The sequence below is a fragment of the Bacillus sp. z26 genome (genome assembly GCF_058313635.1).
In genome coordinates this window covers 28293-42320 of record NZ_JBZFQM010000001.1, presented here as the reverse complement: position 1 = coordinate 42320, position 14028 = coordinate 28293, and the positions used below count along the sequence as shown (strand labels likewise).

At 36.6% G+C, this 14028-nt stretch carries 10 protein-coding genes and 1 tRNA gene; 9 read left to right on the top strand and 2 right to left on the bottom strand.

Going from position 1 to position 14028, the window contains the following annotated elements; translation table 11 throughout:
* Positions 1-317: 317 nt before the first annotated feature.
* From AC4G3K_RS00175 to AC4G3K_RS00140, 8 genes are all read left to right on the top strand, one after another.
* On the top strand, positions 318-1706 hold the full coding sequence (locus AC4G3K_RS00175) for a transporter permease (RefSeq protein WP_491075258.1): 1389 nt from the start codon (positions 318-320) through the stop codon (positions 1704-1706).
* Positions 1707-2039: 333 nt separating this feature from the next.
* On the top strand, positions 2040-3326 hold the full coding sequence (locus tag AC4G3K_RS00170; RefSeq protein ID WP_491132048.1) for an extracellular solute-binding protein: 1287 nt from the start codon (positions 2040-2042) through the stop codon (positions 3324-3326).
* A gap of 67 nt (positions 3327-3393) precedes the next feature.
* Positions 3394-4269: a carbohydrate ABC transporter permease gene (locus AC4G3K_RS00165; RefSeq protein WP_491132047.1), complete on the top strand. Its 876-nt coding sequence runs from the start codon at positions 3394-3396 to the stop codon at positions 4267-4269.
* Positions 4270-4281: 12 nt separating this feature from the next.
* Positions 4282-5130, top strand: coding sequence for a carbohydrate ABC transporter permease (locus tag AC4G3K_RS00160; RefSeq protein WP_491132046.1), 849 nt, complete (start codon positions 4282-4284; stop codon positions 5128-5130).
* A 6-nt stretch (positions 5131-5136) separates the two neighbouring features.
* On the top strand, positions 5137-6861 hold the full coding sequence (locus AC4G3K_RS00155; RefSeq protein ID WP_491132045.1) for a cache domain-containing sensor histidine kinase: 1725 nt from the start codon (positions 5137-5139) through the stop codon (positions 6859-6861).
* Positions 6858-8435: a response regulator transcription factor gene (locus tag AC4G3K_RS00150; RefSeq protein WP_491132044.1), complete on the top strand. Its 1578-nt coding sequence runs from the start codon at positions 6858-6860 to the stop codon at positions 8433-8435. Before AC4G3K_RS00155 ends, AC4G3K_RS00150 begins: the two co-directional genes overlap by 4 nt.
* 3 nt (positions 8436-8438) lie before the next feature.
* Positions 8439-9878 carry a glycoside hydrolase family 1 protein gene (locus AC4G3K_RS00145; RefSeq protein ID WP_491132043.1) on the top strand — a complete coding sequence of 480 codons (1440 nt, stop codon included), beginning with the start codon at positions 8439-8441 and terminating at the stop codon, positions 9876-9878.
* Between the two features lie 98 nt (positions 9879-9976).
* Complete coding sequence (locus AC4G3K_RS00140; protein ID WP_491132042.1) at positions 9977-10879, top strand: ROK family protein; 903 nt, start codon at positions 9977-9979, stop codon at positions 10877-10879.
* A 297-nt stretch (positions 10880-11176) separates the two neighbouring features.
* On the opposite strand, the gene AC4G3K_RS00135 is transcribed toward AC4G3K_RS00140, so the two are convergent.
* Positions 11177-11250 (bottom strand) — tRNA-Arg (locus AC4G3K_RS00135).
* Positions 11251-11385: 135 nt separating this feature from the next.
* A complete protein-coding gene (locus AC4G3K_RS00130; RefSeq protein ID WP_491132041.1) occupies positions 11386-11874 on the bottom strand; it encodes an STAS domain-containing protein in 489 nt (162 codons plus the stop codon).
* An 812-nt stretch (positions 11875-12686) separates the two neighbouring features.
* Here AC4G3K_RS00130 and AC4G3K_RS00125 point away from each other — a divergent pair.
* Complete coding sequence (locus tag AC4G3K_RS00125) at positions 12687-13994, top strand: hemolysin family protein (RefSeq protein ID WP_491075221.1); 1308 nt, start codon at positions 12687-12689, stop codon at positions 13992-13994.
* The last annotated feature ends 34 nt before the right edge of the window (positions 13995-14028 follow it).

The window sequence follows — 14028 nt, the reverse complement described above, 5'->3', positions numbered from 1 at the left end:
TATTTTAAAATTTGAATGAACGAGCACAAATAAACGGGCACCATAGAGCGGCACATATGATGAGTGGTGTAACCGTGAACCAGGTGAAGCTCTTACCTGCCCGCTTTGAACGAATGAAGACTGCTAAGGACAGTCTTTTTTTGTTGTAGATTAGAGCAATTTGATTTCCATCGTTCTCTATCAGCAAGCTGTATAGAAGGGATTTAGTTTGTTTTAACGGTAGACTCCTAACAAGGAAATGAACCAAAATGGGCTTTTTTCATATGGTAGTAGTAAGCATTTGGTTAAATGCCTATTTTGACAGAGGGGGCATTTGGATGGAGATAGAATTGGCCCAGATCCATTGGATCTACTTGTTGTTTATTGGTGGAATTATCATTTTGATGGCAATGCGCAGGGATACGTCTCTTTTTTGTATAATCGGGATATTTGTGATTGCGATTCTATCCACAGAGAGTATAACTACTTCAGTGAGTGGCGTGTTTAATAGTTTTATTTATGCGTTTGGAGAGCTCTTGCCGACCATCTTAATTATCTGCATTATTGTGTCTCTTGGCAGGGTTCTGACTGATACAGGTATTAATGATGTGATGATTTACCCTTTTACAAAATTAATGAAGACACCTTCTTTATCGTTTTGGACAATTGGGATTGTGATGATGATCTGCTCATGGTTTTTTTGGCCTTCACCAGGGGTGGCACTACTTGGGGCTGTTCTTCTGCCGGCTGCTTTACGGGTTGGGTTACCAGGCTTAGGTGTGGCAATGGCGATGAATTTATTTGGTCATGGAATAGCTTTATCTGGAGATTATGTGATCCAGGCTGCACCAAAATTAACGGCAGATGCAGCGGGTATTCCGGTCAGCGAGGTAATGGAGGCAAGTATTCCTCTAGTTATCACAATGGGGATTGTTACTACTGTAACTGCCTTTTTCTTGTTAAGAAGAGATATGAAGAAAGGTATGCTTATTGCTGAGGGTCTTGATGTGCAGCATGATGAAAGTAAAAAGGAAAAATTACTATCATCGACACAACAAAAATCGTTTGCTGTGCTTATCCCGCTTTTGTTTATTCTAGATGTGGTGGCGATGTCTATCTTTAATCTTCAGGGTGGGGAGGCTACATCGCTCATTGGTGGAACAGCCATTATGATATTAATCCTGCTTACTCTCTTTGCTCATAAATCAAAAGGGTTGGAGGAAACCACTGCGTATTTGATAAAGGGATTCCAGTTTGGATTTAAGGTATTTGGACCTGTCATTCCGATTGCTGCCTTTTTTTATTTAGGCGATGCCGGATTCAAGGCTGTATTTGGTGACCGGCTTCCGAATGGGTCTGAGGGAATCATTAATGATATTGGAACTGCTCTAGCCGGTGCGATTCCGATTACAAAGGAGATAGCAGCTGTGACTGTGACAGCTGTTGGAGCCATTACCGGACTTGATGGTTCAGGATTTTCAGGGATCTCATTGGTCGGATCGGTGGCTCAGTTGTTTGAGCATTCTCTCCATACAGGGGCTGCTACCCTAACAGCACTGGGACAAATTGCTGCTATTTGGGTTGGGGGAGGAACGTTAGTACCATGGGCGCTTATACCTGTTGCTGCTATTTGTAATGTCAGTCCTTTTGAGTTGGCGCGACGAAATTTAATACCGGTGGTTGTTGGGTTAATAGTTACGACAATTGTGGCAATGTTTCTTATTTAAAAAGAGTCATAGGTATGTACTGCACCCCAAAAGTTAGAGGGTAGAATCTAATCTTTTGGGGAGCGGTGGAGGAGAATATGACTCTTTCTAATGCCACCTCATGATAAATTCCCTATAGGATTAACAAATTTAGTTCCAAGGGTTTCATTTCTTTCAATTAACATCACATCTAACCCTATTGACGAGAAAACTGTCCATATACTCCACCACAAAATACCAAACCCCTTTCCTGAGATTTTTAGATGTTTTTATAGTTTTTTGGGATACTTCATTAAAGTTATAAGCGTTATAATAATATTTGTAAGCGCTTTATATTTGAAGGAAGGGGAAACGATGATGAAGAAACTAGGTTTATTTCTAATGGGGGTACTGACGGTACTAGGTTTGGCTGCGTGTAGCGATGATGATGAGAAAGCAGGTCAATCCACGAAGGATGGGGCAATTGAGCTTACACTTTGGACTGACTGGACCGAGGATCGGCCGGAAAACACGCTTTACAAAGAAATTATTTCTAAATTCAATAAAGAACACGATGATATTCAGGTTAAAGTAGAGGCCATACCACATGACCAATATGAAACTAAATTAAGAACGCAAGCAGCTGGAAATCAATTACCTGACATGATGCGTGTATGGCCTGGAACGAGAACAGAGCCTCTTGCTGAAGGCGGAGCTATACTTCCATTAAACCCAATCATCGAGAACTGGGATGGAGTCATTCCTGATTCAATTCTACAAGACTATGCATTCGAAGATAATTATTATGCAATCCCTTCAAACATAAGTGTTACAGGTTTAATTTACTATAATAAAGACATACTTCAAGCTGTAGGTTATGATGAGTTTCCCAAAACATATGCAGAATTTAAAGAACTTGTAAAAGCACTTAAAGATAAAGGAACGACTCCAATAGCTTTAGGAAACAAGTCAATCTGGCCATTACAATCCGTGTACATCTCTACAATGGCTGACCGCTTTACTGGTAGTGATTTCTTAAAGAATACATTAAACGGAGATGGCAGTTTTGAAGATCCGCAATTTGTCAGTGCATTATCTGTTATCGACGAATTAACAAAATTAAACGCCTTTAATGAGGATATGAATACTCTTGATGAAGCTCAAGCACGAAATGAATTCATTAAAGGAACTGCAGCGCTTCACTTTGCTGGTTCATGGGCAATTGGTCCAATCTTGGACAGTGTAGATAATATTGATAACATTGGTGTAGCTCCATTCCCTACATTTGAAGGTGGTAAAGGAGATCCTGAAAAGATTGCTGGTGCTGCTGGTGGTGGGATTGCTGTTAATAGTAAGTTAAGTGAAGAAGAGCAAGAGGCTGCTTTCACATTCTTAAAATACTACTATGGTGATGAACTATACCAAGGCTTAATAAAAGCGAATATTATCGTTCCAGCTAATGTTGAAATGGATGACAGCATTCCACAAATATTCCAAGATGCTAATAGCTTTGCTAAAGGTGGATTAGTACCTGTATATGATGCCACATTAACTCCAGAACTGACAGATATCATTAACAATGGCTTGCAATCTATTACTTTAGGTGACAAAACACCTGAACAATTAGCGGGTGAGATGCAGAAAGAAAACAAAAGTAAATAATCGTTTATAAATTCTCTCACAGGTTACTTGCATCTAAGTAACCTGTGAATGTTTAGGGGGGAAGAAAATGAAATTGACTAAGAAGAATAAAGGGGCGTTTATACTTGGTATACTACCTGCTTTCATTCTGTATGTTGTCTTTGCTATTTATCCGATTCTCCAATCCTTCTATTATTCTGTCATGGATTGGAACGGATTCAATGAAATGACCTTTGTAGGATTAGATAATTTTAAAAAGTTATTTGCGGATTCCCTATTTTGGAACTCTGTCAAAAATAATATATACGTAGTATTAGTATCTGTATTAGGTCAGGTACCACTAGCTTTGTTTTTTGCCCTTTTATTGAACCGTAAACTTAAGGGAGCTAAATTATTTAGAACAATTGGGTTTTTACCAGTTGTTTTATCAACTGTCGTGATCTCCTTAACGTGGAGTTTGATTTACAATTCCCGTGATGGATTAATCAATGAATTCTTGCGGTCCATTGGGCTAGAGTCACTCGCGCAAAATTGGTTAGGAGATACAAAGTGGACAATGATTTCTGTCTTAGTCGTTGTCGTTTGGCAGTTTGTTGGTCTATACTTAATTATTTTTCTTGCAGCATTACAAAATGTACCTACTGAAGTCTTAGAAGCCGCTAAAATGGATGGTGCCTCGGAGTGGGCAACAACCTGGAAGATTACGATTCCGATGATTTGGGAAACCATTCTAGTTGCCATCACCCTTTGTATTGCAGGTAGTTTGAAAACCTTTGATTTAATCTATGTCATGACACATGGTGGTCCGGCCCATTCAACAGATGTCATGGCGCTCTATATGTTTAATGAAACATTTACTAAATTACAGTATGGATATGGTAGTGCTGTGTCAGTATTTATATTCTTCTTTAGTCTTATCTTAATCGCGATTGTAAACAAAGTACTTGGAAAGAAAATGATTTAGGAGGTGGGGACAGTGGTGAAGACAAACAAAATACCTAAGAAAAGAAGCTTCAAAAGATTAAGCATCTATCTCGCATTAATTATATTTGCAATCATTAATATATATCCAATTATTTGGATGGCAATCAACTCCTTTAAATCCGAAAAGGAGTTTGCAACAAACCAATTTGGGTTTCCTGAGAATTTTTTACTGGATAACTATACTGCCGCTTGGGACATTGCCAATCTGGGCGTCCTATTTAAAAATAGTATTTTTATAACAGTAACGGCAACTGTAATAACCGTTTTTATCGGGGCCTTAGCAGCTTATTTCTTATCTCGATTTGATTTCAAAATGAGTAAGTGGTTATATGGATTTTTCATTTTTGGATTATTAATTCCAATCCACGCCACACTAGTACCCATGTTTATATTAATGAAAAATTTAGGATTATTGAATACACCGATCACCTTACTCTTTCCCTATATCGCTTTTCATTTACCCATTACGATTTTTATTCTAACTAGCTTTATGAAAGGCTTTCCCAAGGATATTGAAGAATCTGCGATCATGGATGGATGCGGGATTTTTAGGATATTTTGGTCCATCATCCTGCCAATGTCACGTCCGGCAATTGCTACAACTGTGATTCTTAATTTCATTTACAACTGGAATGAATTTTCATTTGCGTTAGTGTTAATTAATGACCCAGAGCTTCAAACATTGCCGCTTGGTTTAGCAAATTTTGCAGGTCAATTTACAACCAACTATGGTGCACAAATGGCTGGATTAACGATGTCTTTGATACCAATAGTCATTTTCTACATGATCTTTGAAAAGAATATTGTTAAAGGTATGACAGCTGGTGCGGTAAAAGGGTAGATGAAAATGATTCGAAATTGGGGTTTAAAAAGGAAGTTTATTATCATATTTCTTGTTTTTATTACATTTCCAACTGTTTGCTTCGGAGTAATCATTTATTACCAAACAACGGAAGTGCTTAAAGGTCAGCTGGAAGAAGATATCATAGAAATGCTAGATAAAGATGAACAAAGCCTTTTGTCCATCATTCGAGATGTGGAAAGTATGTCTTCCTATATGATTTATAGTGAGGACTTCCAAACATTTTTTAAAACTACAGATGAAATCTCCCGTGCGGATAAAAGTAGTATGGACGGAATAAAAGGCTATTTTACTTTTCAGTTGATGTCAAATGAGTATATATCATCCATCTTGTTAAGAGGAAGCAATGGTGAAGAGCTGGCATTTGGTGAACCCGTTTTTGGAGACGAGGATAAATTGGATCAGGCTGCTATAGAAGGAAATGGTTCTCCGGTTTGGAGTGATACCTATGGGGTTACAAGTGGATGGGACGGAAAAAAATATGTAATCAGCCTCTCAAGAGTTATTAACGACTTAAATAAAATTAATCACCCGATTGGCAGCGTAAGAATCCGTCTCGATCAGGAAAAAATCAAGAGAAATTTAGAAGTCAAACAAGGAACTTACCTGGTCATGTCAAAGTCAGGTGAAATTATTCTTCATTCCAATCAAGAGTTACTAGGAAAAAAATACAATGATCCTGCTTTTGTTGATTGGGCAAATCATGGTGATAACTTAGCTTACGACTTCAAAATTAAGAACCATGACTACAAAGCTGTTAAAAAAAAGGTGAGTGGGACCAATTGGACATCTATTGTGATGGTAAATGAGGAGGATTTGGTCAAAGAATTAATTACCGTTCGAAATTCGATCCGTAATATGATTTTTCTTCTTCTATTATGTGGAATCATCGCTTTTTATGGATTCTATCGCTCTAATATAAAAAGAGTGATTGAATTAACTGACCAAACAAAACAGCTTGAGACAGGAAATTTCTCTGCGAATGTGGATGTTTCTACAAATGATGAAATCGGTCAATTGGGTAGGCAATTTAATAAAATGGTCAAAACGATCCAAAGACATATTGATACAGAATACAAGCTGACTATTAGACAAAAGGAATCTGAATTAAAGGCGCTTCAAAATCAAATTGATCCACACTTTCTTTACAATACGTTAGACATGATTCGATGGACCGCACGCCTTGAGAATGCAATGGAAACAGGTCAACAAATTGAACAACTTGCAAAAGTATTTCGTATGAATCTAAATAATGGTAAAACATGGGTTACAATAGAAGAGGAATTGGTCTATATTGAATCTTATTTAGAATTACAGAAAAGCCGTTTAGGAGAACGGCTGGCTTTCTCCATTTTTATCGACGAACAGATCAAACGCTCTTATATCATGAAACAATTTATACAGCCACTGGTTGAAAATAGCATCCAGCACGGTTTCAAAGAATTCCCAAGACAAGGAATCATTACTATTCGCTGTTATCAAGTGGAAGGTCAGTTATGGATTGATGTTAAGGATAACGGTTGGGGCTTTGAAAAAGGTAAGCAAGACTCTGGTTATGCAATGAAAAACCTAAAAGAACGTTTAGCAATTGTGTTAGGAGAACCGTTTGGATTACAGGTGTTAGAACCTGAATCTGGGGCATTGGTGAGGCTTATCCTTCCGCTGCTATGGGACCCAAAAAACATGGAGAATTTAGGTGGACAATCGTGACTTTTAAAATGTTAATAGTAGATGATGAGCCTATTATTTCGCGTGGGTTACGATTTACAATCCCATGGGCATCGATTGATGTAGAGGTGGTAGATACAGCATACGATGGAGAGGATGCCATACAGAAGGTCAAACAATATGGGAACATTGATATTGTGATTACAGATGTAAGGATGCCAAAGTCCGATGGATTGCAGCTGGCCAGTTTTTTGTATGCTAACTATCCTCATATTCGGACAATTATTCTTAGTGGATTTAATGAGTTTGAATATGCCCAGCAAGCCATCAAATTAGGAGTGGAGAATTATTTACTTAAACCTGTCAATATTGATGAGCTTTTGGAAAATGTTAAAAACATAACAATTAAAATTAAGCGAGATCAACAGCAAAAAAAAGACCAGAAAGAAACAGGATTGCGAAATGCGATTCTCCAACAAATTTTTGATTTACAAAAGTCTTACCATGCTAAATCAGATCCATACAATGGCACCCTGATTTATACGTTTATTAGTATGCATCAAAATTATAGGCGAAAAATAAACAATCTATCGTCTGCGGAATATGAAGAGTTTTTAAGGCTATGGGAGAAAAGGATTGAATGGGGACTACAAGAATATGGTCTTACCTCCTATTCATTTTTTACTGAAGAAAATATTTTAGTCACTTGTGTTAGTAGTGAAGATGGACGGAAAGTGCCGCCAAATAGGCTGCAAAATCTGAAATGGAATGATCGATCTACACTTCATTTTGTTTGGAACGACGAGTGGATTCCTATTGGTAAACTCAAGACCGTACTTACGAATCTATTAGATAAAGGAAGGTTTTTATCTTTTAAACAAAGCTCCAGCCTTGTCATTTCAGATCAATTAAGTCGGACCACAAACCAATCCTATCCAGTTAGTCTTGAAAAGTCATTAATAGATACAGTCATCCAAATGAAGGATGCGGACCTGCATTTTGTAATATCTGAATTATTCGAATGCTTTTTGTCTAATGAATTTTTCTTAGAAGAAGTTGTTGATGCTTGCAGGGGGCTGCTAATTAAAATTTTAAATCACTATGAATCTTTAGATCGGAGAAAGTTGGAATGGGATTTCAATTACAACAAGAGTGTAAATGTTCGTGTCTACAACTCGTATGAATTATTGGAAGAACTTTTCTATCAGGACCTTTCCACCATCTGTAGAGAACAATCTGAGTTAAAAAATGTAGACAAACAAGATTTGTTAATCGATCATGCGAAGGAATATATACATGAATATTACAGAACGAACATTAAAGTTCATGAAGTAGCGGAGGTCATTAATATAACGCCAAATTACTTTAGTTCCCTATTCAAGCAGAAAACAAGCGTTAATTTTAATGAATACGTTAACCAATTAAGAATTAATGAAGCAAAGATATTGCTTGCGGAGACACCCTTTAAAGTAAATGAAATATCGGAACAAGTAGGATTTCATGAATATAAGTATTTTGTTGGAGTCTTTAAAAAACTTACAGGAATGACGGCAACGGATTATCGGAAATATAGAAACTTACAAACATATAAGACTAGAAAAACGGGGGAGAGATGAAAAATGGATAAAATAACAATGAATATACCAGAGGATTTTATTCTGGGAGCATCATCTTCAGCATGGCAAACGGAAGGTTGGACAGATAAAAAAGAGTCTCAAGATTCATACTTAGACTTATGGTATAAAAAGAATAAAAATGTTTGGCATAACGGGTATGGACCTGCTGTTGCAACAGATTTTTACAACCGCTATAAAACCGATATCAGTTATATGAAGGAAATTGGTCTAACCCATTTTAGAACATCTATCAATTGGTCACGTTTTTTAGTGGACTATGAGAATGCAATTGTTGATGAAGAATACGCCAGCTATGTCGGAAACGTTATAGATGAATTAATAAAAAATAAAGTTGAGCCAATGATCTGTCTAGAACACTATGAATTGCCTGCTTATTTATTTGAAAAATACGGTGGTTGGGGATCAAAAAATGTGGTGGAATTGTTTGTAAAATATGCGGAAAAAGTATTTGAACGGTATGGGAATCGTGTGAAACACTGGTTTGTATTTAATGAGCCGGTTGTTGTGCAGACACGCATTTACTTAGATGCCATTCGGTGGCCATATGAACAGAACACCAAAAAATGGATGCAATGGAACTTCAACAAAGGGCTCGCTACTGCTAAAGTGGTGAAATTATTTAAGGAAATGGGATTAAAAGATAAGACAGGCGCTAAAATTGGGACAATTCTAAACCCAGAAGTTACCTATGCCCGTTCATCTTCTGAACATGACCAAAAAGCAGCTAAAATGTATGACCTTTTCTTCAATCGAGTATTCTTAGATCCAGCGATTAAGGGTGAGTATCCACAGGAATTATTTGAGTTAATGGAAAAACACGATATTACTTTTAAATATACAACTGAAGAACTTCAACTTATTAAAGAAAATACAATTGAATATGTGGGCATTAATCTATATTTTCCGCACCGCGTCAAAGCACGTACAACTGTATGGAATGAAGAAACACCATTCCATCCTGAATATTATTATGAAAAACACGAGCTAGTAGGTAAGAAAATGAACCCATATAGAGGATGGGAAATCTACCCGCAAATTATGTTTGATATGGCCATCCGATTGAAAGAAGAGTACGGAAACATTGAATGGTTTATTGCTGAAAATGGAATGGGTGTAGAGAACGAAGGCCGGTTTAAGAATGAAGAACAAATCATTCAAGATGATTACCGTATTGAGTTTATAAGTGAGCACTTGAAATGGCTCTTAAAAGCAATCGATGAAGGAGCCAATTGTAAAGGCTATATGTTATGGGCATTCACTGACAACGTTTCACCAATGAATGCATTTAAAAACCGTTATGGCTTGGTTGAAATCAATTTAGAGGATAATCGAAATCGAGCGCTTAAGAAATCTGCTTACTGGTACAAGCAATTAATTGAAACTAAAGAATTTGAAGCAGTGAACGATGAATTGTATAAATAAGTTGGTTTGACTTTCCAGATACTTCAACCTCCAAGCCCATGTAATCAACTAGTTACAAAAGGTTTGGTCATAGTTATAAAACAAATGGGAGGATTAATATGCAAAAATACATCGCCTATGATATTGGTGGAACATTTGTCAAATGTGCCATTATAAATGAGAACGCAAACATCCTCGAATCTAAAAAAATAAAAACTCCAAAGACACTTGATGGGTTATTAAATCTTATTGATACATATCGTCAATCTTGTCCAGATGCTAAAGGCGTTGCTATTAGTGGTCCAGGTGCTGTTTCTGAAAAAGGGGTCATATACGGCTCAAGTGCCATTCCCTATATACATGGACCCAATATAAAGGAGCAGGTATCAGAACGAACGAAACTTCCCGTTTATATTGAAAATGATGCAAATTGTGCAGGCTACGCAGAAATATGGAATGGAGCTGCCAAAGGAAAAAACGATGTCATGGTCATAGTGATTGGAACTGGAATTGGTGGATCAATTTTTAAAAATGGATTTTTGCATAGAGGTGCAAACCTACATGGCGGTGAATTTGGTTACATGCTTTTAAACACAAACGTTACGGATAGCAATGATATTTGGAGTAGAATCGCCTCTACGAAAGCGCTTGTGCGGAAAGTGGCGAAAGCAAAGCAAATGGATCCAGACGACCTATCAGGAGAAGAAATCTTTTCAATGGCCGAAGCAGGCGATGACATATGCAGGATGGCCATTGATGAATTTTATCATTTATTGGCCATTGGAATTTATAATTTGCAATATATCTATGACCCGGAACTGATCTTAATCGGTGGCGGCATCAGCGCACGTGAAGATCTAATAAGCAATATTAATAAAAAACTAGATAGAATTCTATCAACCGTTAATTTAGCAAAAATTAAACCTACCATTGCGTCCTGCAAATTCCGGCAAGACGCAAATTTATTAGGAGCTGTATTTGGATTTATGAATGAAGGACAGATCGACAAGGAGTATCGCTGAAATAGAAACAATAGAGCCGGAGCTGGAGACATCAAGTTTTGTAGAGGTCTTTATAGCGATTCTAAATTTTATTCTTTTAGCGACAATGGGTGTAAGCATTGTCGCTATTGTTTTATATCGTTAGGATAGTTAAGCGTTATTCTAGTAAAAACGATAGAATAGCCGAACTAAGGTGATAAAGTGAGGGAGAGCTCTGCGATTTTTGTGCAGTCTACGTAAGTGTATCAGGGTTTGCGGCAAACGTTAGCCAGCAATTTTACACAAAGAAAAAGCCTTGATTAATCAAGGCTTTTAGTACGTCCCAGAGAGGATTCGAACCTCCGACCTACAGTTTAGGAAACTGTTGCTCTATCCTGCTGAGCTACTGGGACTTATGTAAGATACTTTATAATTATAATAATATTATTCAGAAAGGTCAACTGTTAATAGCATGTTCTCTACAAAAGGGTGAAATAGAAGACAGATTATAGTATTCTTTTTTGAGTATCCCAGTGAAATTTCACTCTCTATAGTAATGATTTCTTCACTAAAACTAAGCCTTTTTTCTTCATTAAATATTCAAGAGCTGATTTAAAGGTCGAGAAAGTATTAAGTGAATTCGGAAAAGGCAATTGGCATGAGAGTAGGGTCTTTACGAATACAGGTGTTAAGCCAACAACGAGAACTCTAATCCCCATTAGTTCTAAGGAAGATATTAAGCTACCAATATTCTCTCCCAGTATTTCTAAATTATCACAGTTTGTAAGAATGAATCCGCTAAAATCCAGCACGATAGAATCAATCTCTGTATTATTTACATAATTTAAGATATTTTGAATGACCAAATCGAAGTGAGCTGCTGATATGTCAAAGGTTAAAGGAACGAGTAACGTATCAGGTATTATGGACGGAATCATCGGGACGGAAATTTTATGGGTCATGCTTTCCATCTCGTTTACTTTATTAGTTAAATCACTTATTTGTTTAAGAAGTAATTCTTTTTCGGTTTTATCCATATTCAACCTCACATATATTTAGTAAATGCATGACTGTCTGTACTCTACTATTATTCGTTGCATAAATATTTAAAGCCTTTATATTGAAAACTACCTTTTTAAGAGTGGGGCGGATCGAACACAATGGAAAGTTGAAAAAATACACGGAATCAGTGGATGTTATTACAGAATATACTTCATTCGCTATATAATACCACAATATTAAGCCAGAAAGAATATAGAATATGATTGTGAGTGTCGAACCTTTTTATACTTTTGCAAAAATAGAAGATAATTAGATAAGTAATAACTTTCTATGATCATTCCATTTCATGAAAAATAACAAATTAATTTATAACAATTCATGCAAGTTTAACATGAATTATACACTTGTATATAGTAGGTATGTGATTAAATTATGAATTTTATAAAGAATTTATTATATTCATAAGAGGTATCAGTTTATTACCACAATAGTTTTATGTTATAGTATTCTCTAAATATATTATCCAAGGAGGCTTTCTATATAGAAAGTGAATGGCTTGAATAATAAACCAATGAAACAGACTCCAGTTAAAGATGTTTTTCATTAGAGAAGGATCTTCCGCATTCACTCTTCTTTAATTGAATCCTATCATAATAAATAAGGATTCGATTAATTTCTACATTAAATTTATTTTTATACCCAATTTGAGAGTTTTTCACATTCTCGGCTTGGCATTATACATGCAGAAGAGTATTTAGAAATGAATAATGAAAAGGTAAGCACTATGAAACTAGTAAAAATTTTTACAAATATTTTGGAGGTGAATCCCTCTTTTAGAGGGAAATAATTGGACATAATCACGATAATCAATCTTGTTTTACTTGTAATACTGATAGGACTCTCAGGGTTCTTTGTAGCATCTGAGTTTGCGGTAGTAAAAGTTCGGATGTCTCGAATTGATCAATTAATCTCAGAAGGAAACAAAAAAGCAGTGCTTGCGAAGAAAGTAGCAAGTGACCTTGATTACTATCTTTCTGCCTGTCAGCTGGGTATTACCGTAACCACATTAGGACTTGGTGCATTGGGTAAACCAGCAGTGGAAGGTCTTTTGAATCCTTTGTTTGACCTTTTGGATGTGCCTGATACAGTTGCATCGGCTTCATCCTATGCGATTGCTTTTATACTGGTTACTTTCTTGCATGTAGTGGTGGGTGAAATGGCACCCAAAACGCTGGCAATCCAGTTTGCTGAAAAACTAACTTTAATGCTAGCTCCGCCTTTATATTGGTTTGGCAGAGTGTTGTATCCTTTCATAAAAGCATTAAATGGTTCATCCAGGGTCATCCTTCGTGCATTTGGAGTCAAACCTGCAGGCCATGATGAGGTATATTCTGAAGATGAATTAAAGATTATTATGGCCCAAAGCTTTCAGGGTGGTGAAATTGATCAAACGGAATTAGAGTACATGGAAAACGTGTTTTCGTTTGATGAACGTGTAGCTAAAGATATTATGGTTCCAAGAACTGAGTTGGTTACGCTCGATTTGAATATGAATTATGATGAAATCGTGAGTATTATTGATGAGCATAACTACACACGCTATCCGGTTGTTGAAGATGGGGATAAAGACAGGATTGTCGGTGTAGTAAATGTGAAAAAAATGCTGACTCATATCGCTGCTAAAAGAGAACGTAAACTTGAAGAATTTGTAAGAGACTTACCTTATGTTCTTGAAGCAACACATATACAGGATGCACTGTTAAAAATGCAACAGGAACGGGTACATATGGCTTTAGTCATTGATGAATATGGTGGTACATCAGGAATTCTTACTATGGAAGATGTATTAGAAGAAATTGTAGGAGAAATCCGTGATGAGTTTGATGAGGATGAAGTAGCCGATATTCGCAAGGTCGGAGAAAATCAGTATCTCATAAATGGCCGTGTTCTATTGAGTGAGCTGGAAGATCAGTTTGGCCTCGATTTTGAGGACAGTGAAGATGTCGATACCATTGGAGGATGGATTCAATACCGTAATGTCGATACAGTACAAGACGGTGATGAGGTCGTTCATGGGGATCATATATGGTCTGTAAAAGAGATGGATAATCATCAAATTAAACAAGTACTGTTTACTCAAAAAGGTAAAAAATAATCTAAAGGGGTTTACTGAGAACTAATCTTGTTAC